The sequence below is a fragment of the Campylobacter sp. IFREMER_LSEM_CL2127 genome (genome assembly GCF_025771745.1).
Classification (GTDB): domain Bacteria; phylum Campylobacterota; class Campylobacteria; order Campylobacterales; family Campylobacteraceae; genus Campylobacter_D.
This window is the reverse complement of the sequence record NZ_JAKMQV010000005.1, coordinates 1-24,847: the sequence shown is the minus strand read 5'-3', so window position 1 is coordinate 24,847 and position 24,847 is coordinate 1. Positions and strand designations below refer to the sequence as shown.

At 30.6% G+C, this 24,847-nt stretch carries 27 protein-coding genes and 2 tRNA genes; 17 read left to right on the top strand and 12 right to left on the bottom strand.

Annotated features, from left to right (window positions below; genetic code table 11):
* Positions 1–56 precede the first annotated feature (56 nt).
* Complete coding sequence (flgE, locus tag L8V77_RS04660) at positions 57–2,525, top strand: flagellar hook protein FlgE (protein ID WP_263706938.1); 2,469 nt, start codon at positions 57–59, stop codon at positions 2,523–2,525.
* A gap of 167 nt (positions 2,526–2,692) precedes the next feature.
* Here flgE and L8V77_RS04655 read toward each other — a convergent pair whose 3' ends face one another.
* Together L8V77_RS04655 and L8V77_RS04650 are read right to left on the bottom strand one after the other, a co-directional pair.
* The gene (locus L8V77_RS04655) at positions 2,693–3,274 is read right to left on the bottom strand and encodes a zeta toxin family protein (protein WP_263706935.1); all 582 of its coding nucleotides are present in this window, start codon (positions 3,272–3,274) and stop codon (positions 2,693–2,695) included.
* Positions 3,275–3,402: 128 nt separating this feature from the next.
* The gene (locus tag L8V77_RS04650; protein ID WP_263706933.1) at positions 3,403–4,644 is read right to left on the bottom strand and encodes a multidrug effflux MFS transporter; all 1,242 of its coding nucleotides are present in this window, start codon (positions 4,642–4,644) and stop codon (positions 3,403–3,405) included.
* A 123-nt stretch (positions 4,645–4,767) separates the two neighbouring features.
* On the opposite strand from L8V77_RS04650, the gene L8V77_RS04645 reads away from it, so the two are divergent.
* The 12 genes from L8V77_RS04645 to L8V77_RS04590 are packed head-to-tail and all read left to right on the top strand — an operon-like array spanning position 4,768 to position 14,773.
* Positions 4,768–5,037 carry a NifU family protein gene (locus L8V77_RS04645; RefSeq protein WP_041570315.1) on the top strand — a complete coding sequence of 90 codons (270 nt, stop codon included), beginning with the start codon at positions 4,768–4,770 and terminating at the stop codon, positions 5,035–5,037.
* Positions 5,024–5,563, top strand: coding sequence for a histidine kinase (locus L8V77_RS04640; protein ID WP_263706931.1), 540 nt, complete (start codon positions 5,024–5,026; stop codon positions 5,561–5,563). The genes L8V77_RS04645 and L8V77_RS04640 overlap by 14 nt, the downstream gene beginning before the upstream one ends.
* Positions 5,547–6,830 (top strand): UDP-N-acetylmuramoyl-L-alanyl-D-glutamate--2,6-diaminopimelate ligase, encoded by a 1,284-nt coding sequence (locus tag L8V77_RS04635; RefSeq protein WP_263706930.1) that lies wholly within the window; start codon positions 5,547–5,549, stop codon positions 6,828–6,830. The genes L8V77_RS04640 and L8V77_RS04635 overlap by 17 nt, the downstream gene beginning before the upstream one ends.
* Positions 6,831–7,136, top strand: a complete 306-nt coding sequence (locus L8V77_RS04630) for a YbaB/EbfC family nucleoid-associated protein (protein WP_039667857.1) — start codon at positions 6,831–6,833, stop codon at positions 7,134–7,136. It begins immediately after the preceding gene.
* The gene (locus L8V77_RS04625; RefSeq protein WP_263706929.1) at positions 7,133–8,212 is read left to right on the top strand and encodes a PDZ domain-containing protein; all 1,080 of its coding nucleotides are present in this window, start codon (positions 7,133–7,135) and stop codon (positions 8,210–8,212) included. The genes L8V77_RS04630 and L8V77_RS04625 overlap by 4 nt, the downstream gene beginning before the upstream one ends.
* Positions 8,212–9,057, top strand: a complete 846-nt coding sequence (locus L8V77_RS04620; RefSeq protein ID WP_263690368.1) for a polyprenyl synthetase family protein — start codon at positions 8,212–8,214, stop codon at positions 9,055–9,057. The genes L8V77_RS04625 and L8V77_RS04620 overlap by 1 nt, the downstream gene beginning before the upstream one ends.
* Before the next feature lie 3 nt (positions 9,058–9,060).
* Positions 9,061–10,965: a transketolase gene (gene tkt, locus L8V77_RS04615; protein WP_263706928.1), complete on the top strand. Its 1,905-nt coding sequence runs from the start codon at positions 9,061–9,063 to the stop codon at positions 10,963–10,965.
* 1 nt (position 10,966) lies between these two features.
* Positions 10,967–12,067: an MlaE family lipid ABC transporter permease subunit gene (locus tag L8V77_RS04610; RefSeq protein ID WP_412175140.1), complete on the top strand. Its 1,101-nt coding sequence runs from the start codon at positions 10,967–10,969 to the stop codon at positions 12,065–12,067.
* Entirely contained in the window at positions 12,064–12,786 is a 723-nt protein-coding gene (locus L8V77_RS04605; RefSeq protein ID WP_263679224.1) for an ABC transporter ATP-binding protein, read from the top strand. Before L8V77_RS04610 ends, L8V77_RS04605 begins: the two co-directional genes overlap by 4 nt.
* Positions 12,786–13,613 carry an MlaD family protein gene (locus L8V77_RS04600; protein ID WP_263706926.1) on the top strand — a complete coding sequence of 276 codons (828 nt, stop codon included), beginning with the start codon at positions 12,786–12,788 and terminating at the stop codon, positions 13,611–13,613. Before L8V77_RS04605 ends, L8V77_RS04600 begins: the two co-directional genes overlap by 1 nt.
* A 1-nt stretch (position 13,614) precedes the next feature.
* On the top strand, positions 13,615–14,208 hold the full coding sequence (locus L8V77_RS04595) for a hypothetical protein (protein WP_263706924.1): 594 nt from the start codon (positions 13,615–13,617) through the stop codon (positions 14,206–14,208).
* A gap of 43 nt (positions 14,209–14,251) precedes the next feature.
* A complete protein-coding gene (locus tag L8V77_RS04590) occupies positions 14,252–14,773 on the top strand; it encodes a flagellar FLiS export co-chaperone (RefSeq protein WP_263663750.1) in 522 nt (173 codons plus the stop codon).
* A 31-nt stretch (positions 14,774–14,804) separates the two neighbouring features.
* Here L8V77_RS04590 and L8V77_RS04585 read toward each other — a convergent pair whose 3' ends face one another.
* From L8V77_RS04585 to L8V77_RS04555, 7 genes are all read right to left on the bottom strand, one after another.
* On the bottom strand, positions 14,805–15,344 hold the full coding sequence (locus L8V77_RS04585) for a superoxide dismutase family protein (RefSeq protein WP_263706923.1): 540 nt from the start codon (positions 15,342–15,344) through the stop codon (positions 14,805–14,807).
* A gap of 126 nt (positions 15,345–15,470) precedes the next feature.
* A complete protein-coding gene (locus L8V77_RS04580; RefSeq protein ID WP_263663752.1) occupies positions 15,471–15,728 on the bottom strand; it encodes a zf-TFIIB domain-containing protein in 258 nt (85 codons plus the stop codon).
* 49 nt (positions 15,729–15,777) lie between these two features.
* Positions 15,778–16,467 (bottom strand): uracil-DNA glycosylase, encoded by a 690-nt coding sequence (gene ung, locus L8V77_RS04575; RefSeq protein WP_263706922.1) that lies wholly within the window; start codon positions 16,465–16,467, stop codon positions 15,778–15,780.
* A gap of 8 nt (positions 16,468–16,475) precedes the next feature.
* A complete protein-coding gene (locus L8V77_RS04570; protein ID WP_263706921.1) occupies positions 16,476–17,783 on the bottom strand; it encodes a sensor histidine kinase in 1,308 nt (435 codons plus the stop codon).
* Positions 17,773–18,459 carry a response regulator transcription factor gene (locus L8V77_RS04565; RefSeq protein WP_263706919.1) on the bottom strand — a complete coding sequence of 229 codons (687 nt, stop codon included), beginning with the start codon at positions 18,457–18,459 and terminating at the stop codon, positions 17,773–17,775. The genes L8V77_RS04570 and L8V77_RS04565 overlap by 11 nt, the downstream gene beginning before the upstream one ends.
* Position 18,460: 1 nt before the next feature.
* Positions 18,461–18,877 carry a DUF1104 domain-containing protein gene (locus L8V77_RS04560; protein WP_263706917.1) on the bottom strand — a complete coding sequence of 139 codons (417 nt, stop codon included), beginning with the start codon at positions 18,875–18,877 and terminating at the stop codon, positions 18,461–18,463.
* Positions 18,878–18,939: 62 nt separating this feature from the next.
* A complete protein-coding gene (locus L8V77_RS04555; protein WP_263706916.1) occupies positions 18,940–19,692 on the bottom strand; it encodes an SIMPL domain-containing protein in 753 nt (250 codons plus the stop codon).
* Positions 19,693–19,767: 75 nt separating this feature from the next.
* Between L8V77_RS04555 and mutY the strand changes: the two genes are divergently transcribed.
* Together mutY and L8V77_RS04545 are read left to right on the top strand one after the other, a co-directional pair.
* The gene (gene mutY, locus L8V77_RS04550; protein WP_263707006.1) at positions 19,768–20,811 is read left to right on the top strand and encodes an A/G-specific adenine glycosylase; all 1,044 of its coding nucleotides are present in this window, start codon (positions 19,768–19,770) and stop codon (positions 20,809–20,811) included.
* The gene (locus L8V77_RS04545; protein ID WP_263706915.1) at positions 20,801–21,658 is read left to right on the top strand and encodes a radical SAM/SPASM domain-containing protein; all 858 of its coding nucleotides are present in this window, start codon (positions 20,801–20,803) and stop codon (positions 21,656–21,658) included. The genes mutY and L8V77_RS04545 overlap by 11 nt, the downstream gene beginning before the upstream one ends.
* Here L8V77_RS04545 and L8V77_RS04540 read toward each other — a convergent pair.
* The gene (locus L8V77_RS04540; RefSeq protein ID WP_263663759.1) at positions 21,642–22,511 is read right to left on the bottom strand and encodes a hypothetical protein; all 870 of its coding nucleotides are present in this window, start codon (positions 22,509–22,511) and stop codon (positions 21,642–21,644) included. The two genes, L8V77_RS04545 and L8V77_RS04540, sit on opposite strands and share 17 nt — an antisense overlap.
* 171 nt (positions 22,512–22,682) lie before the next feature.
* Between L8V77_RS04540 and L8V77_RS04535 the strand changes: the two genes are divergently transcribed.
* A tRNA-Ser gene (locus tag L8V77_RS04535) sits at positions 22,683–22,770 on the top strand.
* Here the strand turns inward: L8V77_RS04535 and L8V77_RS04530 are convergent.
* Positions 22,771–23,421: a putative metalloprotease CJM1_0395 family protein gene (locus L8V77_RS04530; protein ID WP_263706914.1), complete on the bottom strand. Its 651-nt coding sequence runs from the start codon at positions 23,419–23,421 to the stop codon at positions 22,771–22,773.
* Between the two features lie 117 nt (positions 23,422–23,538).
* Here L8V77_RS04530 and L8V77_RS04525 point away from each other — a divergent pair.
* Positions 23,539–23,615 (top strand) — tRNA-Met (locus tag L8V77_RS04525).
* Between the two features lie 92 nt (positions 23,616–23,707).
* Here the strand turns inward: L8V77_RS04525 and L8V77_RS04520 are convergent.
* The coding region (locus tag L8V77_RS04520) for a hypothetical protein (protein ID WP_263706912.1) at positions 23,708–24,847 on the bottom strand (1,140 nt) is incomplete at its 5' end.

The following is a 24,847-nucleotide window of genomic DNA, read 5'->3' as shown; positions in this document are numbered from 1 at the left end:
AAGCAATAGAAGATTGTGAGATATTCACAAAGCAATATTTTTTAAAGGATTTAATTATGATGAGATCTCTTTGGGCTGGGGTTTCTGGACTCCAAGCACACCAATACGCAATGGATGTAGAAGGTAACAACATAGCCAATGTTAATACATTTGGTTTTAAATATTCTCGTGCGGATTTCTCAACGCTTATGAGTCAAACTTCTAAGATAGCTACAGCTCCAGATGGTAACCTAGGTGGTAAAAACCCTATGCAAGTAGGACTTGGTTCTGGTGTAAATTCTACTACTAGAATTCACTCTCAAGGTAATATCCAAACCACAGATAAAAACACCGATATGGCTATTAATGGGGATGGATTTTTCATCGTTTCAAATGATGGTGGTACTACTCAGTATTATACCCGTGCAGGGGACTTTAAAACAGACGCAGTAGGAAATTTCGTAGATAATAACGGCTATACCGTTCAAGGTTGGAACTATAATCAAGAAACAGGACAAATTGACTCTTCAACCTCAGTAGGCGATATAGTGATCCCACCTGGTATGAGTATGCCTGCTAGACCAAGTACTTCAGTAAGCCTTACAGCAAATTTAGATAGTGGTAATACTCTAGGTGCTAATGCTTCTGCTAAAAGACCTATTTATGCATTAGATTCTACTCATGGTATGAGAAATGATACAGGAACAGTAATAGATGAAAATGATACTGGTCATACTGAATTTTACACTACTTCAAAAAGTGGAGCCCAAGTAACAGAAAAAGGTGTTGATATGGGTGTAGTATTTAATGCCCAAGGTGAAGGCTTAAACCTAAGAAGTGGTCAAGGTATATGGGTTAGTTATGCTGATGCGAAGCATACTTCAAATGTTAAAATGAGCTCTGATTTACCTCAAGATAGATCAAAATGGACAGCAAATACTGACTATACATATTGGGGTTTTCAAAATGGCGATACAGTTCAAAATGCAAAATTAAATATTACCATTAATGGTGTAAATATCCAAGCAGAAGGTGTAGGACAAGAAACTTTCATCAATGCTATCAATGCTAAGACAGCTGAAACTGGCGTAGTAGCTTCGGTGGTAAATGGACAAATCACTTTTACAAACGATAATAGCACAGGAACCACAGCAAAGTCAAAAAATTTAGATATTACTATACATGAAGATACTACTGCTGGTGGTCAAATTCGTGTTGGTGAAAATCCTCAAGAAGGTGAGTTAAATACAGTTATAACAGCTAGAGGGACAGCTCGTAGAGCCTGGCTTGGAACGGACGATCCTACAGGTGTAAATGGAAATGCAAAAACTTCAGTGCAGGTAGTTACAGCTCATGAATATATTTATAGTCCAAACAGTGTAGATATAGGACCAAATCCTAATCCAAACGCAGCTACACAAGCAGAAGCAAATATGCCTAGTGCTAATGGTCAAAGAACTTTTCATACTACGGAAGACTTAAGAGAGCTTTTACAAAGAGATGCAAGATGGGCAGTGGATTATGATGGAGATGGAACTATAGAAAATTGGGCAAGTGCTGATGGACTCCAAGGATCAAAAGAGGATGCAAATGCTGCTGTAGAAGTAGTAGTTGAAAGTGATGGTAGATTTAAAATCACAAATCCAAAAACAACAGAATCCAAAGACATGACTTTTAAAGTTACAGGTTATTCTAATGAGGCTAATAAAATCGCCACAAATGATAAATTCACAGCTATGTTTAGTGCCTTAGATGGAAATTTCAATGCAGGTAATAATGAAAAATATTCTCAAGACATGTATCTTTCAGCTCATACTGCTAGTATAGAAATTTTTGACTCATTAGGAACTAGACATGAGCTAACTGTGCAATTTACTAAGCAAAGTAAAACAGCAGATGGTGGAGCTGAATGGTCTATCATCATCTCAGTGCCTGAGCCTGCAGAGATTAATTTTAGTGGTGATGGAGCTCCAGGAAACATAGTAGTAGGAAATTTAAGATTTGGTAATGATGGCTCGCTTCAAAGCTATACGCCAAATGTATTAAATTTCACTGGAAATAACGGCTCAAAACCTGATCAAGTTATAAAACTTGACTTTGGTACAACAGGTGGTTTTGATGGTTTAACAAGCTATGATAAAGACTCAGCTACCACTAAACAAGAAACTGATGGTTACACAGGGGGTAACTTAAAGCCAGATGCATTAAGAACTGATGAGAATGGTTATATCTATGGAGAATTTACAAATGGTAAAACTCTAGCTTTAGCTAAGGTTGCTCTAGCTACTTTCCCAAACAATATGGGTCTTGAAGAAATGGGTAATAACCTTTTTAAAGCAACAGCAAACTCAGGAACACCTACTATAGGTCATGCTGGTGAAGGTGGTAGAGGGGGCTTAAAAGGCTCAGCCATAGAAATGTCAAACGTGGATTTAAGTCGTGCATTAACTGAGCTTATCGTAATCCAAAGAGGTTATCAAGCAAACTCAAAAACGATTACCACAAGTGATCAGCTTTTAAATACTTTGCTTCAATTAAAACAATAATTTTAACCCAAGGTTTTAAAAACCTTGGGATCAAGCTTTACAAGGTTATCGAGGTAGCCTTGTAATACTTGATAGCCTTGAAGCCTTCAATCTATTGCTAACTCACTTCTTTCTTGCCTTAAGGAGTGAGTAGCATGATTTGCATATCGACAAGTTAAAATAAAAATTTATAAACTTTGATTTTTAAAATTTATCATTAATGGTTCTAGCCATTTGGTAGTTTCAAATACTTCTAGCTTATTGTTTTCAAATTCTAAGAGTTTTTTATAATTTTGGGTATTATCAAAAATAGTAATGTGATTACAAAATTTAGCAATGGTGTTAAAATTTTGTAAAGACTCGTAGTATCTTTTTTCTATAAGTTCTTCTTTTATATCATGTCCACCTTTAGCAACGCGAATTTTAACTCTTTGTTTTGCTGTGCTTGGAGAGTCTAGTCCGATGTAGTAAAGATTTATAGTATAAGAATTTTTCTGTAGTTTTTTGAATAAAGATAAAATGCTAGTGCCACAAAGTGTGGTTTCTTGGTTAAAGTCATAAGCTTTTTTGATATAGTTTTCACGCATTTTAATGGCTATCCTTGAAGCTCTAAATTGATCTTCTTGATTTTTCCAGTCGCCAAAGCTACTTACAATTTCATCGATGTTGATTCTAAGTCCAAAGTCTTTGTTTTTTTCAAGTTCATTATAATACAAGGTAGTTTTTCCAGATCCATTAACACCTGCAAAAATAGTAGCTATTTTTTTCATTAATAAAGCCTTTATTGATTGATGAGAAATTTTAACATAAATTATTTATAAGTGTTTTGAAAATAAATATAAAGTTTTTTAAAAAAGGTTCGATATAGTCAGTGAATCTTTTCAAAAATATTGCTTAATTAAGCGTGAGAAATCACGCTTAACTTCTTTTTGATTTTATTTAACTTTCTTTTATTAATCAAACTCAGATAAGAAATCAAAGATAAAAATGCACAAGTTCCTAAAATAAGCGATAAAAATATAGGTGTATTGGCATTTAAAAGACTTACTAAAAATGCCATTATTCCCGCCATAGCAAATTGCGCTGCCCCTAAGAGTGCTGAAGCACTACCTGCATTTTGTTTTGATCTTGCCATAGCTAAAGTGGTGGTATTTGGTAGGATAAAACCCAAACTTGCTATGATTAAACATAAAGGAATTTCAAAAGCCCAAAAACCTAGATCAAAAGTTGCTCCTAAAATAAGTAAAAAAGTTAAAAAGGTAATCATCATAAGCGCTCTTGGTAAAACATAATAAGGCGAGAGTTTAAGAACTATCCTTGCGTTTATATTAGCACATACAACAAAACTTAAAGCATGAGCTCCAAAAAGGGCTGCGTATTGTTGAGGACTGAGTTCAAAAACACGAGTAAAAACAAAAGATGAACCGGTTAAATAAGCAAAAAATCCTGCAAAGATTAAATTCCCACAAAGCAAATACACCACAAAACGACGATCTTTTAAGATTTTTTTGTAACTTTTTGCAACTTCTTTGTGATTAAATTTTTTACCTTGGGTGTTGAGGTTGCTTTCTTTTAGAGAAAAAATAACAAGCAAAAATAAAATAAAACCTAAGATAAACAATGTCAAAAATATACTACGCCAAGAAAAAAACTCAAGCAAAATCCCACCAAAAGTAGGAGAGAGCATAGGAGCTAAAGAAGTAAAAACCATCATTAAAGCATAAACTCCCGCTGCTTCTTTAAGCTCAAAAACATCATTTACTATAGCTCTTGCCACAACTACGCCCACACAACCTCCCAAAGCTTCAAAAAAACGCAAAGCTATAAAAGCATGAATGGAATCAACTAAAACACAAGCAATGCTTGAAGAAATAAAAAGAAAAAGTCCTATATACAAAGGTTTTTTTCTACCATATACATCACTTAATGGCCCATAAAAAAGCTGACCCAAAGAAAAGGCTATAAAAAAACTTGCAAGGGAAAGTTGAGTGTAAAAAGAATTAGTTTGAAAGCTTTTTTCTACTTCATTTAAAGCAGGTAAATACATATCAGTTGAAAGTGGTGCTATGGCAGATAAAAAGCCTAGTATAAAAATGAGTTTGAGTTTTTCAAAACCTTTTATTTGAGTGCGTTTTTGCATACAAAATCCTAAAATATTTTTACCATTGTATAGCAAAAAGTCTAAAATAAACAATAATTTACATTTTTTAAAGGCAAATAAGATAAAATTAAATTAAAAAACAATCAAGGAAAAGTTATGAATATGCCTTTTAGTGATGAGGAATTAATCGAACCTGTAAAAGCAAGTTTGGCTAAAACTATGCATATTTTAGAAAATGATGGTGGAGGACTTGATTTTTTAGGGGTTAAAAATGGCGTGGTTTATGTGAAATTAACCGGAGCTTGTCATGGTTGTCCTTCAAGTGGAACGACTTTGAAATATGGCTTAGAAAAACAGCTTAAAATCGACATACACCCAGATATAACTATAGTAAATTTAGCAGGCGGGGAAAGCGAATTTGCAAAATTATAAAAAAATAGCCATAGAATGCTTTTATAAAAAAGATTTTAAAAACGCTAAGATGTATTTTTCTCTTGCTTATGAAAAGCGTAAAAATAAAAGACTTTTAACTTTTATCAACATTTGTGATTTAGCTTTAAAAAGCCCTGAAGAAGCTTTTGTGTTTTTTGAGTTTTTTATGCAAAATTATAAAAATACTAAAGTAGATAAAGATATTGAAAAACTCATTAGTCTTAGTCAAAGTGTGCAGTTTGAAGAAGAAAGTGAAGACTTTGAGGGGTTGAGTTATCAAGATTTTTTACTTAGCGAAGCAAAATTTGGGTTTAAACAAGCTTTGGAAAATGTTATAATATCGAATAAACTTATCATTAATGATAAAGAAGATTTTGTGGATTTTTTGGAAAAACTTTTAGAGCATGGTTATAAAGATATGCTCGTAGCTTATATGGAAGATGTTTCGGTGCATTTTTATTCTAATTATAGATTTATCAAGCTTAGTGAGAAAATCAAGGAATTAAATTATGATAGTAAAGATTGAAAATACTTTCATTTGTGATAATTCTAATGAATGCGAAAAAGATTGTTTTTTCTTAAAAACTGCTCAAAATGAAAAATTTATTCATCAGGCTTTAGAAAAACAAGCAAAAATTATAAATATAGCTGAGTGTAAGAAACTTTTAAATATAGATGAAAATATAAAAATCATAGGCATTACAGGCACAAATGGCAAGACAACTACTGCAGGGGCTATTTACTCTATTTTGCTTGATTTAGGTTATAAATGTGCCTTGATGGGAACTAGGGGTAGTTTTATAAATGATAAAAATATCACTCCAAAAGGCTTAACCACTGCTCCTATTTTGCAAACCTTAGAGCTTTTATCTTTAGCAAGTAAGGAAAAATGTGAATTTTTAATTATGGAAGTAAGCTCACATGCTTTGGTACAAAACCGCATTGAAGGGCTTGAGTTTAAGGCTAAAATTTTTACGAATATCACTCAAGATCATTTAGATTTTCATGGAAGCTTTCAAAACTATCAAGCGGCAAAAGAAAGTTTTTTTACCGATGAGTGTATGAAATTTATCAATAAAGATGCAAAAGCTATAAATTTTAATGTCAAAGGTGCTTTTACTTATGGAGTAGAAAATCCAAGTTATTATCATATCAAAGCTTATGCTTTAAAAAATGGCATTGAAGCTGTGGTAAATTTTGGCAAAGAAACTTTTATGATTGATTCTTCTTTAGTGGGGCTTTTTAATCTTTATAATCTTTTGGCTGCAAGTGCTTGTGTGAATGAACTTGTTAAGCCAAATTTAAAAGAACTTGAAAAGGCCATTAGTAATTTTGGCGGCATTGAGGGTAGAATGCAAGTAGTTGCAAAAGATGTGATTGTGGATTTTGCTCATACGCCCGATGGTATAGAAAAAGTTTTAGATGCTTTAAAATATCGCGATTTGATTGTGGTTTTTGGAGCAGGGGGAGATAGGGATAAAACTAAGCGTCCATTAATGGCTAAAATCGCCAAACATTATGCTAAAAAACTCATCATCACAAGTGATAATCCACGCTCAGAAGAGCCTATGGATATCATTAATGATATTTTAAGTGGGATAGAAAAAGATGAGAGTGTTTTTATAGAATGCGATAGAAAAGAAGCGATAAAAAAAGCATTAGAGCTTAAAACGAAAAATGATTTTGTAGTGATTTTGGGTAAGGGTGATGAGACTTATCAAGAGATTAAAGGAGTAAAATATCCTTTTAATGATAAAGAAGTAGTATTAGAGATATTAAAAGAAGGAAAATAAATGTTTGAAAATATGGATTTTTCTAAAATGGGTGAGCTTTTAACTAAGGCTCAAGAAAAAGCAAATGAATTAGAGCAAGAAGCTTTAAAAAAAGAATTTAGCGCAAAAAGTGGCGGTGGTTTAGTAAAAGTTAGCGCTAATGGAAAAGGTGAAATCATCGATATAAATATTGATGATTCTTTGCTTGAAGATAAAGAATCTATGCAAATTTTATTAATCGCTGCGATTAATGATGTAATGAAAATGGTAGAACAAAATAAAAAATCAATGGCTAGTAATTTATTTAGCGGAATGGGAATGCTATGAGAATTTTACTTTGTATTTTGGGTATAACTGGTGTGCTTTTTGCCGTGCCAAGACCGACTTTTAATGATTTTTTGGGTTGTTATGAAAAAAATAAAGCTAGTATGTTAATTTATGAGGGTTTACCTGCTTTTGCTTTAAATGAAAACACCCTAGCAGTAGTTAAAACTAAAAATGCAAAATTAAACAGCTATACTAAATATGATCCTTTTTTAAATTTATATTTAGTAAAAACAGACTTTAGTTTAATCCCTGCGCCTATGGGAGATGAAGAAGAATTAACGCGTAATAGCTGGGTGGGAATTTTAGATAATAATCAAAGTTATATAGGACATTTGAAGTATTTTGGACAAAGTTTAACAGAACGTGATCAGCTTGATTTTACTTCTAAAATCGGAGAACTTAACTCACCATGTTGTAAAATGTTAGGTATAACTTTAGAAGATGGCAAACTTATAGGTAATCGCTATTTAAAACACTTTGCAAAATATCCTGATGTTTATTGGGGTGATATAGGTGTGGATTTTGATATGCGTGATGGCAAAATTTATGTTAAAAATGTACGTAAAAATGGACAATTTTTACTTAATGATGAGCTTGTGAGTGTAGATGGACAAGTTTATGATGATATAAGAAAATTAAATGAGAAAATTTTATTTGCTGATCGTGGTGCAACTTTGTATTTTAATATGCTAAGAGATAATAAAGATATAAATATTTCTACGACAGTTTTTGATAAAGATTTGGGTATATTTGCTAAACCTAAAAAAGTAGTTCAAGCTAAGCCAACTTCTTTTTATAGCAATCTAGGATTGCGCGTAGATATGAAAATGAATGTTACAGAGGTAACTCCAAATTCTAAAGCGCAAATGGCTGGATTTTTAAAAGGGGATAAAATTTTAAGAATTAATAATCAAAAAATCAACAATTTCAATGAGCTTCAAGCCATATTAACTCAAGTTAATACTTTTGATATTTTGATCTCAAGACAAGCAAGTAATATCCCTTCAGCGAAAAATAATGATTTTGAGCATTTTAATAAAGGATACTTTGACTTTTTTATAAGGTTAAATAAGTGATTTTAGAAAAATTCAAACAGCATTTAGAGCAAAATTTTCCTAAAACTCAAAGCTTTCATCCATTTTTCAATGAGGCTTTAAAATGGATGCTAGAAGCTGGCGGGAAGCATTTTAGAGCCCAACTTCTTTTGGGTATAGTTAATGCTAAAAATCCTGCTTTGTTTGAAAAGGCTTTAAATGCAGCTTTGGCTTTGGAATTTATCCATACTTACTCTTTAATACATGATGATTTGCCTGCTATGGATAATGCCTCTTTGCGCAGAGGAAAGCAAACTTTACATAAAAAATATGATGAAACCACAGCTATTTTAGTGGGCGATGCTTTAAATACTCAAGCTTTTTTGCTACTTTCTAAACTTGATTTAAAAGAAAATGTTAGATTAAAACTCATAGAAACTTTAGCTTTTAATGCAGGGCTTGGTGGTATGATTATCGGTCAGGCGATTGATTGTTATTTTGAAGATATACCTTTAAATTTAGAGCAAGTTGAGTTTTTGCATATTCATAAAACTGCAAGATTGATTGCAGCAGCTTTAAAAATGGGCTGTGAAATTTGTGAGTTAGATGAAAAAGAATGTGAGCAAATTTATGAAATAGGGCTTTTGATGGGATTAGTTTTTCAAATCAAAGATGACATTATCGATGCGACTTTAGACACGAAAGAAGCAGGAAAACCAACTCATAATGATTTGCATAAAAATTCTTTTGTAAAACTTTTGGGTTTAGAAGGTGCTAAAAAGGCAAAAGATGATAAAATAGCTTTATGCGAAGAAAAAATGAAAAATTTAGATTCTAAGCTTGCTAATGAGCTTCAAATTTTGATTGATAAATATTTAAAAGGTTAAACAATGTTACAAAAACAAGCCAACACTATAAGATTTTTATGTGCGGATATGATACAAAAGGCAAATTCAGGCCATCCAGGTGCACCTATGGGCTTAGCAGATATTATGAGTGTTTTAAGTACTCATTTAGTGCATAATCCAAAAGATCCTACATGGCTAAACCGCGATAGATTAGTTTTTTCAGGCGGTCATGCTAGTGCTTTACTTTATAGCTTTTTACATTTGAGTGGTTATGATGTAAGTTTAGAAGATTTAAAAAACTTCCGTCAATTACACTCTAAAACCCCGGGCCATCCTGAAATTTTTACCCCAGGTGTTGAAATTGCTACAGGGCCTTTAGGACAAGGCATTGCAAATGCGGTTGGTTTTGCTATGGCAGCTAAAAAGGCAAGTTTGCTCTTGGGTGAGGATATTATCAATCACAAAGTATATTGTTTGTGTGGTGATGGGGATTTGCAAGAAGGAATTTCTTATGAGGCTTGTTCTTTAGCAGGACTTCACAAACTTGATAATTTAATCATCATTTATGATAGTAATAATATTTCAATCGAAGGTGATGTGGCTATTGCCTTTAATGAAAATGTAAAAGAGCGTTTTAGAGCGCAAAATTTTGAAGTACTTGAGATAGATGGGCATGATTTTGAGCAAATTGATTTAGCATTAAAAACAGCTAAAGAAAGTAAAAAGCCTTGTTTAATTATCGCTCATACTACCATAGCTAAAGGAGCTTTGGAGCTTGAAGGAAGTCATCATTCTCATGGAGCGCCTTTGGGTGAAGAGCTTATTAAAAAAGCAAAAGAGGCTTTAGGTTTTGATCCACAAAAAACTTTTGAAATCCCAGAAGAAGTTAAAATTCGCTTTAATGCCGCAATAGAGCTTGGAGATTTAGCACAAGCTAAGTGGAATCAAAAAGTGCAAAATTTAAATGCAGAAAAACAAGCTTTATTAAAAGAGCTTTTAGAACCTGATTTTTCAAAAATACAATTTCCTGATTTTAAAGGAAAAGATCTAGCTACTAGAGATAGTAATGGTATGATTTTAAATACTATCGCTAAAGCTTTACCGGGATTTTTAGGTGGTAGTGCAGATTTAGGTCCATCAAATAAAACCGAGCTTAAAGATATGGGGGATTTTCCAAATGGAAAAAATATCCACTATGGTATAAGAGAGCATGCAATGGCTGCTATATCAAATGCTTTTGCTAGATATGGTTTGTTTTTGCCTTATTGTGCTACCTTTTTTATATTTAGTGAGTATTTAAAACCTGCTGCAAGAATAGCAGCTTTGATGAGGGCTAAACATTTTTTCATTTTTACTCATGATAGCATAGGGGTTGGCGAAGATGGCCCAACGCACCAACCTATAGAGCAACTTAGTACTTTTAGAGCTATGCCAAATTCATTAACATTTAGAGTGGCTGATGGGGTTGAAAATGTAAAGGCATGGCAGATTGCACTTAAAACTAATATGCCAAGCGTTTTTGTTTTATCGCGTCAAAAATTAAGCGCTTTAAGCGAGCCTGTTTTTGGAGATGTGGAAAATGGGGCTTATTTATTAGAAGAAAACGCAAATGCGCAATTTACACTTTTAGCAAGCGGTAGTGAAGTATCGTTGTGTTTAAAAGTAGCTAAGGCTTTAAAAGAAAAAGGTGTGATTGCTAATGTGGTTTCTATGCCTTGTTATGAATTATTTATCGCTCAAGAAAAATCTTATAAAGAAAGAATTTTACAAGGTAAGGTTATAGGCGTGGAAGCTGCAAATTCAAATGAACTTTATAGAATTTGTGATGAGCTTTATGGTATAGAAAGTTTTGGTGAGAGTGGTAAAGATAAAGATGTATTTGAGCATTTTGGATTTAGCGAAGAAAAATTAAGCTCATATGTTTTAAGTTTATGTAATGAAAAATAAAATCATCAAAGATGTTAAAAATCAAGAATGCATTTTTAGCGTCTTTGGTATATGGGATAAAACTAGCGTAGGAAAATTGGAAAAATTAGATTTTCCTACTCAAAAAAATATTATTTTTGATTTTACAAATTTAGATTTTATAGATACTGCTGGGATTAGGTATTTTCTAGCTTTAGAAAATGAACTTAAGCAAAAAGGTTTTGAGTTTAGTAGGATAAATCTTAAAAGCGAGCACGCTAAGCTTTTTGAACTTTGTCAAAAACACTATAAAAGTTTTCATAATACTCATGAAAATAAAAAAACACTTAAAGGTTTTTTTGAAAATTTAGGAAAAAAGGTTATTGAATCTTTTACACTTTTGGTGCAGTTTTTAAATTTCATAGGGCTTATCATTTATACTTGTTTTAAAACACTTTTAAACCCTAAAAAACTTCGCTTTAAGGCATTTTTATATCATGTAGAAAATAGTGCTATTAATGCTTTGCCTATTATTATGCTAACCTCATTACTTGTGGGTGTGGTGCTTGCTTATCAAGCTGCGTATCAACTTGCACAATTTGGAGCTAATATTTATATTGTTGATTTAATGGGAATTTCTGCTACTAGAGAGCTTGCACCGTTAATTAGTGCTATTGTTATAGCTGGTAGGAGTGCAAGTTCTTATACAGCTCAAATTGGAGTGATGAAACTTACTGATGAAATTGATGCGATGAAAACTATGGGTTTTAAAGAAAGTGAATTTATCATTTTACCTAGAGTTTTGGCCTTAGCACTTGCCATGCCTTTAGTGGTAATAGTGGCGGATATTTTAAGCATTATAGGTGGAATTGTAGTTGCTTGGTTTAGTTTAGAAATTAGTGCGAGTGAGTTTATGAGTCGCTTTAAAGAAGCAGTGGAGTTAAAACATATCATCATAGGACTTATAAAGGCACCTATTTTTGGATTTTTGATTGCTTCTATTGCTTGTTTTAGAGGATTTTTTGCGCAAAAAACCACCGAAAGTATAGGTGTTTATACGACAAAAAGTGTTGTAAATGCTATTTTTTGGGTGATAGCTTTTGATGCGATTTTTTCTGTATTTTTAACAAAGGCTGGATTTTGATTATAAAGGCTAAAAATATCAGCACTTATTTTGGAAGTAAATGTGTACATGAAGATATTAGCTTTGAAGTGCAAGATAATGAAATTTTTGGCATTTTAGGTGGTAGTGGTAGTGGCAAATCTGTACTTTTAAGACAAATGTTAATGCTTGAGCATTTTGACAAGGGTGAGTATGAAATTTTAGGCAAGAGATTAAAAAATATAAGCGATGAAGATGCTTTATTTTTACAAAAACAATGGGGTGTTGTTTTTCAATATGGAGCATTATTTAGCTTTTTTAATATACTTGAAAACATTAGTATACCTTTAGTTGAATATACAAAACTTAGCAAAAACGATATCAAAGAAATAGCCATGATGAAGCTTAAAATGGTGGGACTTGATGAGAGTGTAGCTAAGCTTTATCCAAGTGAATTAAGCGGGGGTATGAAAAAAAGAGTGGCTATAGCTAGAGCTTTGGCACTTGATTCTAAATTGCTTTTTTTAGATGAGCCAACTTCAGGGCTTGATCCTTATAGTTCGAGAGAATTTGATGAGTTGCTTTTGAGTTTAAAACAAAGCTTTAAATTATGTGTGGTTTTAATTACTCACGATAAAGAAAGTATGAAAAATGTATTAAATCGCTTTTTGATTATAGAGAATAAAAAAGTTGGTTTTTTGGGAAATGTTGAGACTTTACAAGAGCAAAATCCAAGACTTTATGAGAGGTTTATGCAATAATGGAAAATAAAGCAAATTATATTTTGATTGGAATTTTTGTTAGTATATTATTTTTTATTAGCTTGTTTTTTATAGTGTGGTATGGGAATTTAAAAGATGAAAAATCTTTTAAATATTATGAAATTTATATGGAAGAATCAGTTGCAGGGCTTAGCGTCAAAGCTCCGGTTAAATTTTTAGGGGTTGATGTTGGAAGTGTTGAAAATATCAGCATAGATAGTTCAAGTAATCAACTAAGAGTGAAAATCTTAGTCAAGCTTGATTCTGATTTAGCGGTTAAAACAGATACTTATGCAAGCTTACAAATTCAAGGTATAACAGGATTTAAGTTTATTCAGCTTGCAGGGGGTAGTGAGGAAGCTAGTGTTTTAAAAGCAGATGGTGATGTATATCCTATTATAAAATCAAAAGAAAGTTTTTTTGCAAGCATAGATAAACAAACGTCAAATTTATTAGAATTAATTACTAGTTCAAAAATAAAACTAGAAAGTCTTTTAAGTGATAAAAATTTAAAAAACATAGAGCGTATTTTACAAAATACATCTGAGTTTTCTGCGTATTTAAATACTAAAACACCAGTATTTTTGGAAAATTTAAACAAAACAAGCTCTAAACTTGGTAAAAGTTCAGATGATTTTTCAAATTTTTTAAACAATGCTAATGGCCAACTTAATGAGCTTAATAAAAGTAGAATGCTTTTAAATGAAAATTTAGATATTTTAAGAGTTTTGTTTTTAGATTTTACACAATTATTAAAAAATTTAAAGCAAAATCCTTCAGATGTGATTTATAAAGATAAAGCCATTCAATATGCTCCAGGAGAATAAAATGAAATTTTTATATATTAGTTTAATAGCTATTTTTTTTAGTGCTTGTTCTTTGATTAGTCCAAATCAAACTTTGCCTGCAAATAAATATTTTAGCATTAATTTAGAAAAGCTAGAGCAAAGTCAAAATAAAGTAAAAAATTCTACCATCATGGTTTCTTTACCTAAGGGCTTATCTTATACTAATGAAATTTTTTATAAAAAAAATCATGTTGTTAATGCTTATGCTTATCATTTTTGGAAAGAAAATCCTGCTTTGATGATTAAAACTTTTTTGGAATTTCATTTGCAAGATTTAGAAGCATTTAAAGCGGTTTTAAACCAAGATAGTCTAGCTAGTGCTGATTATGTTTTAGAAAGTAAAGTAGATATTTTAGAGCAAGATTTTAGTGATGAGGTGCATTCTAAAATAAAATTAGGTATTAATTTAAATTTGGTACAAATAAATACTAAAAAACTTATAGCAAGTAAGTATTTTTACTATGAAAAAGAATTAAATGATAATAATCCTCAAATTTTAATCCAAAATTATGATGAGGTTTTTTTGCTTTTTGCTAAAGATTTTAGAGTTTGGATAGATCAAAATTTGGAATAAAAAATGCTTTCCTTAGTTATAGCAATAACAAGGAAGGTGTATTATGAGAGATGAATTAGAAATCTTACAAAAGCATTTAGGACAAGTAGGTTCAAATATAGATGGTGCAAATTTAAAGCATCAAACACAAAAATTTAGCGAAGATATTACCGATGCAAATGATTTTGTTGGTGCTTTGCAAATTTTAGATTCTTCGTTGAAAAAAATTTCAAAACTTTTAGAAGATAAAAATTATGAAGATGTGCAAGATAAGGTATTAATTGCAAGTGAAAGTTTAAAAATAGTAGATAATTGCTCGTTTTTAGGAAATGCTTTATTTGATAATAATTATAATGTAAATGTAGGCTCAAAGGCTTTTGCTTTTGAAATTTACAACCCTTTAAAAATTTTAGAAACTAGTGATTATGAGGGTATGAAAGCTTATATAATAGATAAAAGAGAAGAAATAGCTTCTATGCTTAGTGAGCTTGCAGTGGCTATTGCTACTTATAGTCCTAGTCAAAGTTTTGGCGGGTCAAGCCATGATTTTATGAATGATTTAGATTTTACTAAGCTTTTTAAATAATACTAAAGGCAAAAAGCCTTTAGTATGTGTTTTATTTAATAACTCCACAAGCCATTCTAGCGCCACCACCGCCAAGTGCTGCAGGATGATCACTATGATTATCTCCTCCAAAATGTATCATTAAAGAGTGATTTTTAAGCTCATCAAGAGTTTTGATTTTTGGTGCTAATACAGGATTAGTTGCTTTGCCATCTTTTTCTACATAAAGTGGTGGTAAATCACCTCTGTGGCCTTTATCATCCCATGGGCTTGAGTGTGCGTCAGTTTTTTCAGGATCCCAGTGACCACCAGCTTTCATACCTAAACCTTTATCAGTTGCTCCACAATCAGCGTTTACATGAACATGAAAACCATGAATTCCACTTTCTAAACCTTGAAGATTTGGGTAAAACGCTACCCCATAAGGAGTTTGTACTGCTACTACTTCACCTGCGTTTTTGTTGGCATTTTTATCAAGAATTTCCATTTTGATAACTAAATGATCTTTTTGTGCTTTTGGATCAAAATTTTCCAAATTTGCCCCAATTAAAAAACTTGATGCTAGTAAAGATCCTAGAATTATTTTTCTCATTTTTTCTCCTTTTGTTAAAAATTATTTTATTGTAGCATATATTATTAATAAAAAGTATTTTTTGATAAATAAAAATAATATAGAAGTAAAAATGAGGGTTTAAGTAAAACTTTTAAGCCTTTTGGCTTAAAAGTCAAATAATTCTCCAAGCCAACTTTCTTTTTTCTTATATTTATAACCACTATTGTGATGGTAGTTTGCTTGTTGGTTGTAATTTGGTTGTTGAGATTGTTGCGGCGTGCTTTGAGATGTACTTCTTTCTATGATTTTATCAAGTTCACCACGATCAAGCCAAACACCACGGCATTTTGGACAATAATCAATCTCAACTCCATTTCTTTCACTCATTAATAAAGCTGTATTTGCACAAACTGGGCAATTCATATTTATCCTTTATAAAAAATTTCATTAAAGTATATAGGCTTAAAGTAAATTATGAGTTTAAATCCCAATCAATAGGACTTTTGCCAAGTTTTAATAAAATTTCATTGCTTTTTGAAAAATGTTTACAACCTAAAAAAGCATTCCTTGCTAAAGGTGATGGATGTGCTGCTTCTAGGATAAAGTGTTTTTGAGGGTTGATTAAAACTTTTTTATTTTTAGCATAATTTCCCCAAAGCAAAAACACTAATCCCTCTTTTTCATCGCTAAGTTTTGATATAACTGCATCGGTAAATTTTTGCCAGCCAAAATGTGCATGTGAAGCAGGTTTGTTTGCTTCTACGCTTAAGATAGAGTTTAAAAGTAAAATTCCTTGTTTAGCCCATTTGCTAAGATCTCCATGTCTTGCTATAGGAATGTTTAAATCATCTTGTAATTCTTTGTAGATATTAAGTAAAGATGGGGGAATTCTAACTCCTATTGGTACGCCAAAGCTTAAACCCATAGCTTGATTTGGGTTGTGATAAGGATCTTGTCCTAAAAGTATGATTTTTAAATCCTGTAAAGGAGCTAGGTTAAATGCATTAAAGATTAAATTTGCTGGCGGATATATAGTTTTTCCTTCGTTTAAGGCATTGATATAATGAGTTTTTATCTCTAAAAAATAAGGTTTTAAAAACTCATCTTTTAAAAAATCTTTCCAAGTTTGTTCTATTTTTATTTTTTCTAAACAAATATCCATTTTTATCCTTACCAAGAAAGTATAAACTCACTTCCCTCATTTTCTTTACTTAAAACTTTAATGTTGATATTGTTTTTATCAGCTATTTGCTTGACTAAGTTTAAACCTATACCAAAACCACCTTGATCCTGATTAAAGCGTTTGTAGCGTGTAAAAATTTGAGCTATTTCTTTAGTACTCATACCTTGACCCTCATCTTTAATGGTAAGTGTTTTTTCTTTTAAGTAAATATAGATTTTTTTATGAGCATTGGTGTATTTTATGGCATTGCTTAAAAGATTATCGATTAAAATTTGCATTTCTTCTTTATTAGCATAAAAGTTTTGCTCTAAAAGATTTTTTTCAATGATGAGATTTTTTTGCGTGATTAAAGTTTCAAAGTATTCTAACCTTTGTTCCAAAAGCTCTTTTAAATTGATATCTTCTTTTGTATTTTCTTTTTGCAAGAAAAAATTCAAGGCTATGAGATTTTGATAGATGTGGTTTAAATTTTTACTTGCTAGTTTGATATGATTTAGTTTTTTTATGTTATTTGGATTTAAATTTGTATCATCAAATTTTTTAGTACTAGCTAAAATCACACTTAAAGGCGTATTAATTTCGTGCGTAGTGTCTTTGATAAAATCATTAAGTGCTTTAAATTGTTCTTTGATATTTTTAAAGACAAGTAAGATGAGTATGTAAGCAACCACAGCAAGCAACAAAATACATATAAGAGTATAAAAAATAGTTTTTAATTTTAATTTCCAAAGCTCATGGGAAAAATCATTGATGTCTAGATTATTATAATTATCTTTGCGGTATTGTTCTTTTTTAAAACCAAGATCATCAGTTTCTATAATGATATGAATATTTTTATGTCTTAAGAAATGAGAATGGTGTTTTGGTTTTTTTAGATTACTTGTGTCTATATAGGTGTTGAGATTTCTAATCCTTGAAAAATCTATAAATAATCTTTTGTTTTCATTGTAAATAAAATCATTTTTTTTAAGTTGTGTTAATATTTTTAAAGCATCAAAAGTTAAATTGCTAAAAATAACTTGGTTATTTGCGATAATGGCAAATTGAGTGTTGAGTCTTTTGGATATATAGGAAAAATCTTCTTGATTTAAATATGTTCTATCGTGTCTTGCTTCGATGATATTTTGCAAAATATAATTATAGTGAGTGTATGAATGTGTTATTTGATTTAATCGTATGTAGTTTGCTTCTTTTTGATAAAAAGTGATAAAAAAAATCGTTAGAAATACACCACTTGTGATGATATAAAGGGCTAGAATTTTAAAAATAGTATTATTAAAATTTTCACTTTTCATTTTCTAGCCTTATGGCATAGCCTATGTTTCTTTGATTGATAATAAGGTCTTTGCCAAGAATTTTTCTTAAATTTTTTACATAAACTCTAAGGCTCATAACTGCTGGCTCTTCATCCAAACTCCAAATTTCATCAAAAATGGTTTCTATGCTTACAAAGTGTGGGCGTTTTTTTAAAAGCAAGGCTAAGAGCTCTTTTTCTTTGTTGGTAAGATTGATGATTGTTTTATTTTGATAAAGAGTTTTATTAAGCGGATCAAAAGAAATGTTTTTTGAAGAGCTAAGCAAAATCAAATCTTCTTTTTGGTGGCTAAAATTTCTTTTAATGATATTTTTAACACGGATAATTAATTCATCTATGTCAAAAGGTTTTTTAACATAATCATCACAACCTGACAAAAATCCTTGTTTTACATCATCAAGCATAGATAAAGAAGTTAAAAATATAGCAGGGGTGTTTTTAGTACTTTCTCTTAATTCTTTTAAAACTTCAAAACCATTGCCTTTTGGAACTTTAACATCAAAAATCCAAAGATCAAAATTTTCTTCATAAGCTTTTTCTAGTGCCTCTTGTGCATCATACACACAAGAGACTTTAAAGCCCTCATCGCTTAAGGCTTCATCTATAATTTCATTTAAACTTAAATCGTCTTCTAAGAGCAGAATTTTTGCTGCCATTTTATCTCATCGGACAATTTGCATGGTACGCTCTTAAACCATGATGATTTTTATGGGAATGGGTGTTATTGTAATGGTGCAAATTTAACTCTCTTATTTCTTTGCCACTCATTTCATCGGTTAGTTTTTGCATATCTTCTTGAACGATAACTCTTCTTTGGTTTCTTTCTTGAGTAGAAAGTTTAGAGATGTTTTCGTGTAAATTAGCCCTAAATTGTTGATGAAAATCTTTTGCATCTTTGTATTTCATTTCATTCATTCTTTTTTTCATCTCGATAACCAAATCAGCTTGATCTTGCGCTTTTACACTTTTTGCAAGATTTAAAATCTCATCATTACTTTTTTTAGAAAAATCAGCTCCTAGGACAAATGAAGCAGCCAAAGAACCCACGATAAATAAACTTACAATTTTTTTCATTGTTTCTCCTTTAAATTAATGATGAGAAATTATAAAAGCTCAAAATAAAGCCAAAATGAAATTTATTGACAAATAAAAAGCACATTAGCTCTTAAATTTTGTTTTTCACTTTTAATAATAGGCAATACAACACTATCTGCACTAGCTGCTAAACTTGGAGTATTGTGTTTGATGTTGCAACTATCAAAATGAATGTTTTTTATCACGCAAGTTTTTGCCAAAGTTTTAGAATAATATTGAGCCTTTTCAAAAGCTTTTTTAAATGCAAGATCATATAAATCTTCTTTATTTGCTTCTAAAATAGCCTCATCAAAACCAGCTTGCAAAGCTTTGGTGTTAAAAGAAATTAAAGTATTAGTAGCACTAATATTTTCTATATCTTTTATAAGATTTTCATAGTCTTTATTTTTGTTTTGCGGGATTTGACAAGCAAAATTAGAGTGCAATCTATATCCATTTAGCGTTTTTACTCCTTGATAGTAATTATAACTTGGTTCTAAAGTATAACTTCCACCTTTGCAATAATTTTCTTTAGCAATACGATCTGAGATTTCTTTAAATGTTTTAGCAATATGATTTTTTTCTTCACTAGAAACAATGGTTTTTTTACTAAGTTCTTCGCTAGCACTAAAATTTAAAGTAGCATTAAAGATATTTGGCATGATTTCATTAGATACTTCTATGCTTCTTGAAAATTCTATATTTTGTTTATCGTGATTTTTTAAGCCTAAAAATTCAGTGTTAAAAACTACTCCTAGTACGAATAATACCAAACAAAGTAGTCCTAAGCCTAAGCCTTTTAAAAAACTTTTCATTTTTGCTCCTTTTTAAAAATATTTTTTAATTTTAACATAAAGCCTTTAAGAATAGATTGTATAATTTTTTTAAAAATAAAGAAAGTTTTAATGCAAAAAATTCATGAAAATATTTTGAAATGGTATGATCAAAATGGTAGGAAAAGTCTTCCTTGGCGTATTTTGCATGATGAGTGGAAAAAATACGCTAAAGCAGATGATTTAGAAAAATTAAAAAATATTGATATTGCTTATGCTGTTTATGTTAGTGAGATTATGCTTCAGCAAACTCAGGTAAAGAGTGTTTTGCAAAATTATTATTTTCAGTTTTTAGCTAAATTTCCTTCTTTAAAAGCACTTTCTATGGCAAGTGAAGATGAGGTTTTAAAAGCTTGGCAAGGACTTGGGTATTATACTAGAGCTAGAAATATGCACAAATGTGCAAAAATTTGTGTGCAAGAATTTGATGCAAAATTACCATTTGAGATTAAAGAGCTTCAAAAACTTCCTGGTATTGGAGAATATACAGCTGGCGCTATAGCTTGTTTTGGTTTTTTACAAGCTAAGTCTTTTGTGGATGCAAATATTAAAAGAGTTTTGGGTAGATTTTATAGTTTGCAAAATCCAAATTCTAAACTTTTAACACAAAAGGCAAAAGAATTTTTAAACTATGACAATGCATTTGATCATAACCAAGCTTTGTTAGATATAGGGGCTTTGGTTTGCTTGCCTAAAAATGCAAAATGTGAAATTTGTCCTTTAAAGGGTTTTTGTGCTGGAAAAAATGAACATGAAAAATTTAACTCATCTAAAAAAATTCAATATGAAAACATTGTTTTAAAAATACTTATAGTGCAAAAAAATGAGCAATTATTACTTGTTAAAAGTGAGGAAAAATTGTATTTTAATATGTATAATTTTTTAGAATATAAAAATCAAAAAAAAGCAAAATTTATAGGAGAATTTAAGCATTCTTATACCAAATACAAAATCAATGCTAAGGTGTATTTTTTAAAAGATGATGATTTTGAAGATTTAAAAGCAAAAGCGTTTTCTTATAAAGATTTAGAGCATCTTGCTCTTTCAAAACTTGCTCTAAAAACACTTGAGCTTTTTAAAAAGAGTGATTATGCATTTTGAGAAAATTTATATAGAATTAAGTGATACTTGCGGGTTAAAATGTGATTTTTGTCCTAGCCAAAAAGCCCAAAGAAAACAAATGAGCCTTGAAAATTTTGAAAAAATTTGCAAAAGCGTGCATAATCATGCCAAGCTTTTTACTTTTCACGTGCTTGGAGATCCTTTAAGGATTTTAAATTTAACGGAGTATCTAAAAATAGCTTTAAAATTTAATATGCAAATAGAGCTTACTACAAGTGGGTTTTATTTTGATGATGAGAAGATAAAACTCATTTTAGATTCTAAAAACGTGCGACAAACCAATATTTCCTTAGGTGCTTTTTTATCTCAAAGCAAAATGAGTTTAAAAGAATATTTTGAACCTATTTTGAAACTTATTTTTTTACACTTGGAAAATAAAAATAATTCTTTTATCAACTTAAGACTTTGGAATTTAGATAAAAATTTCAATCCACCTTTGGAAAATGAGAAAATTTATGATTTTTTAGAGCAAATTTTTAAAATAAAAATTCAAAAGCAAAAAGTTAAAAATCGCTTAGAAAGGCATATTATCTTACACCAAGCTAGACTTTTTAAATGGCCTTCTTTGAAAGATGAGATTATTAGAGAGAATGGATATTGTCATGCTTTAAATGGGCAAATTGCTATTTTAAGTGATGGGACTTTAGTACCTTGTTGTTTGGATACTAAAGGGGATATAAAACTTGGAAATTGCTTTGAAAAAGATCTTAATGAGCTTTTAAATTCCTCTTTATATATAGAACTAAAAGAAGGTTTTAAACAAGGAATTTTAAAAGCCGAGCTTTGTAAAAGGTGTGAGTTTTTAGAGGCTAAAAACCTAAATTAATTTCATCTTCATCATTGATTTGATGATTTGTATCCAAGTCTTGTTTTGTTTCTTCTTGATTGTCTTTAGAATGTTTAAAAATATCTTCAGTAATTTTTGTAGCAATACCTCTAAGAGCTTTTTGTTTGCTTGAACTACTTGTAGAGCTCATTTTAAACTCTAAAGTATTAGAAGATTTGCTTTCATTTGTAGCAAATTCTATTAAGCGATAATCAATGATAATATCATAAGATTGAGTGTTGTTTTCATTTTGTATTTGTTGTATTTTTGGGTTTAAAATGAGCAAAAAATCAGCTTCTAAAGTCTTATAAAGCTTTACAAGTTCTTCATCGCTTGAATTTTTAGAAAGCAAAAATTTTTCCTGATTATAAAGATCAAGATTTGTTTTATCTAAGATTTTAAATTTTTTATTCTGAAGTAAAACACTTAAAAGTTCTTGTTCAAATTTGGCTGAAAGTCCAGTTTTGATTCTATTAATGATGATTAGAGAGCTTTTGTTTTCAAGACTTTTATCGCTATAAAGTTTTTTATAGATTAAAACTTTTGCATGAAATTCACTTTGATTTGTTTGAGTTAGAGACTTTATATCATAACTATTAAAAACACCATTACTAACAAAGTCAAGTTCTTCATCATAACCTATATTAAAATTTCCATTAAAATTAAATTCAAATTTTTTTAATTTGACTTGTTTTAAACCTTCTGTTTTTCCCAAGGCATCATTAATAGCGTTTTTAATCGCTTCACTTCTTGTATTTCCAAAGCCTTCTCCAAGGCTTTCTTTGTTTAAAACAGCCTGTGCTTGATAAGTACAAACAAGACTTAAAAAAAGTATAAGTAGTTTTTTTATCATAACTATTCTCTTTTTGTTTTTAAATAATAAAATAAATATTTTATTTTTATTTTAACATTATAAAGTTTAATCATATCTTGACTGCAAATTTTATACTCAAGATTAAATATCCAGAAAGTCTATAAAATTTTTATTATAAATTTAAAAAAATAAGTTATAATTTTTAATTTTAGAGAGGTGTCCGAGCGGTCGAAGGAGCACGCCTGGAACGCGTGTGTGGGGCAACTCACCGAGGGTTCGAATCCCTTCCTCTCTGCCACTATGCACTTTTGTTATACTGACTTCCTATGTAATCTTGTGATACATTTTGTGTGTATGATTTTATAGCTTTGGAATTTGAATTTGTTTTTTCCTCATTCTCATTTTTACTTTTTTTATTTTGTGCTTTTAGTTCTTCTGCCTTTATCTTAGCTTGTTCAGCGCGTGCGTCATTTTGCATTTGCATAGCATTAGCTGCTACTTTGTAATCTTGTGGACTAGGATCAGCTGGTGCCATAGCTGCAGCAATGACTTGCATGGCGTTTGCTATAGTTTCTTCAGGAGTATTGCCTTTTTGCATTCTTATAGGCACTTCCCCTTCGACTGCATACATTTTATTATCAGGACCCCTTGTATAGCCAAAGCTCGCAGCACCAGCTAAAGCTCCGCCAGCTGCTTGATGGGCTGCTTCATGAGCTCTTACTTCTCTGTCGATTTTTTCAAGTTCTCGTACTTGTTTTACCTCTTCAGTGCTTAAATCTTTACCATTGATTTTTTGAGTTTTTTCTTCTTTTTCTTGATTGTTTTTATTTTCTTTTGTTTGCTGTGGATTTTCTTTTTCAGAAATGTTTTCTTTGATTTCTTCTTTGTCTTTGTTTTGATAAGGATTTTGTGTATAAAAAGCATTGTTATAACTTGAGCTTATTTGCATAAAAATCCTTTCTAATATAATTTCATATTTTTATCACAAAAAAGTTGAAAAATTTATAAAATAAATGTTTTATAAAATGTTAAGCAAAATAAAGTATAATTTTAACTTCTTTTTTATGTCAGGGTAGCTCAGCTGGCTAGAGCGCTGGTCTCATAAGCCGGAGGTCGGGAGTTCAAGTCTCCCCCTTGACACCACTAGAGTGTTATTTTTGCAAATTAAATTAAGAAATTTATCAAAGAAAAGTATTTAAAAACACCCTTGTATATAAACAAAGGTGTGTAGAATGCTAGTGCCAATCTAAAATTTTAATTTTCTCTGTTGTATTATAGGAAATACCAGAGCCTTTTGTTCTATTTTTTATGTACCCATATTTTAGAGTGAAAAAATGATCCCCTATATCTTTAGCACTAACTCCTTTGAAGGTTACGCTTGCATGTCCGTTATCGTCTGCTTTTATATCTTGTGAGTAAGGAATTATATAGGCTGAAACAATAAATATATTGGTTTGTGGGCCACAATTTTCAAAATCTATAACAAATGGCATACCTTCTATGACGCTTTTTTCCTGGCCTTTTGAATTGGGGTATATTACATTAGGTGTAAAATCATAAAATAATTTTTTAGAATCAGAATAGCCACTGCAATATACAAATTTAATTACAGGATCAGTATACAAAGGAGTTTTAGATATTATAGTAATTGTTGCTATTCCTTGCTCGTTGAAAGTCTTATCTGATTCAACTATATTAGCATCTCCATAAACATCCCATTCTATTTTAGTATTTGGTTTTCCATCTTTTACAGTTAATGTTGTTTTTTCTCCAACCTTTCCTGTGATTAAATCAGGAGAATCTATAAATTTAGGAGTATATTGATAAAGATAAAGTTGTACATTGACTGTATCTATTTTGTCAAAGTCTTTAAAATATTTAATTGAAAAACTTAAAGACTTGATATGATAATTATTAACTTTGTAAAATTCCAAAATAGCTTCACCTTTTTCATTTGTAATATAAGACATTTTTTTTGGAATCGCAGAATGTGGATCTATTATTTGTATTGAAGATTTTGGTTTTAATCCGCTTACCTTGATGTTGAAATCTTTTTCATAATCGATGGTTTTTTCTTGTCCTTTAAAGCTAGGATATTCTATTTGAGGAGTATAAACATGATGTTTAAAAGCAATCGTCTTACTTATCTTTTGATTCATTGCTTCAGCACTAATAATTAATTGTTTTTCATAAGGAGATTTTGTATCAATCGTCATTGATGCCCAGCCATCTTTATCAAATTTATCATCCATTTTCCTTATAACACCATCTCCACTTAAGCCCCATGATACTTTAACACCTTCTTTCCCGCCATATAAAGGAATTTGTATTATAGTTGAACTTTCGATAACATCTGGAAGATTTCTAAAAAATAG

Bases quoted from the DNA above. Each gene is read 5' to 3' on its own strand.
- L8V77_RS04545 (WP_263706915.1), top strand. From the start codon at position 20,801: ATGCATTTTGAGAAAATTTATATAGAATTAAGTGATACTTGCGGGTTA.
- L8V77_RS04580 (WP_263663752.1), bottom strand. From the start codon at position 15,728: ATGAATTGCCCAGTTTGTGCAAATACAGCTTTATTAATGAGTGAAAGA.
- flgE (WP_263706938.1), top strand. From the start codon at position 57: ATGATGAGATCTCTTTGGGCTGGGGTTTCTGGACTCCAAGCACACCAA.
- L8V77_RS04530 (WP_263706914.1), bottom strand. From the start codon at position 23,421: ATGCAAATAAGCTCAAGTTATAACAATGCTTTTTATACACAAAATCCT.
- L8V77_RS04645 (WP_041570315.1), top strand. From the start codon at position 4,768: ATGCCTTTTAGTGATGAGGAATTAATCGAACCTGTAAAAGCAAGTTTG.
- L8V77_RS04600 (WP_263706926.1), top strand. From the start codon at position 12,786: ATGGAAAATAAAGCAAATTATATTTTGATTGGAATTTTTGTTAGTATA.
- L8V77_RS04555 (WP_263706916.1), bottom strand. From the start codon at position 19,692: ATGAAAAGTTTTTTAAAAGGCTTAGGCTTAGGACTACTTTGTTTGGTA.
- L8V77_RS04560 (WP_263706917.1), bottom strand. From the start codon at position 18,877: ATGAAAAAAATTGTAAGTTTATTTATCGTGGGTTCTTTGGCTGCTTCA.
- L8V77_RS04585 (WP_263706923.1), bottom strand. From the start codon at position 15,344: ATGAGAAAAATAATTCTAGGATCTTTACTAGCATCAAGTTTTTTAATT.
- L8V77_RS04635 (WP_263706930.1), top strand. From the start codon at position 5,547: ATGATAGTAAAGATTGAAAATACTTTCATTTGTGATAATTCTAATGAA.
- L8V77_RS04570 (WP_263706921.1), bottom strand. From the start codon at position 17,783: ATGAAAAGTGAAAATTTTAATAATACTATTTTTAAAATTCTAGCCCTT.
- L8V77_RS04595 (WP_263706924.1), top strand. From the start codon at position 13,615: ATGAAATTTTTATATATTAGTTTAATAGCTATTTTTTTTAGTGCTTGT.
- tkt (WP_263706928.1), top strand. From the start codon at position 9,061: ATGTTACAAAAACAAGCCAACACTATAAGATTTTTATGTGCGGATATG.
- L8V77_RS04565 (WP_263706919.1), bottom strand. From the start codon at position 18,459: ATGGCAGCAAAAATTCTGCTCTTAGAAGACGATTTAAGTTTAAATGAA.
- L8V77_RS04630 (WP_039667857.1), top strand. From the start codon at position 6,831: ATGTTTGAAAATATGGATTTTTCTAAAATGGGTGAGCTTTTAACTAAG.
- L8V77_RS04650 (WP_263706933.1), bottom strand. From the start codon at position 4,644: ATGCAAAAACGCACTCAAATAAAAGGTTTTGAAAAACTCAAACTCATT.
- L8V77_RS04540 (WP_263663759.1), bottom strand. From the start codon at position 22,511: ATGATAAAAAAACTACTTATACTTTTTTTAAGTCTTGTTTGTACTTAT.
- ung (WP_263706922.1), bottom strand. From the start codon at position 16,467: ATGGATATTTGTTTAGAAAAAATAAAAATAGAACAAACTTGGAAAGAT.
- L8V77_RS04590 (WP_263663750.1), top strand. From the start codon at position 14,252: ATGAGAGATGAATTAGAAATCTTACAAAAGCATTTAGGACAAGTAGGT.
- L8V77_RS04625 (WP_263706929.1), top strand. From the start codon at position 7,133: ATGAGAATTTTACTTTGTATTTTGGGTATAACTGGTGTGCTTTTTGCC.
- L8V77_RS04655 (WP_263706935.1), bottom strand. From the start codon at position 3,274: ATGAAAAAAATAGCTACTATTTTTGCAGGTGTTAATGGATCTGGAAAA.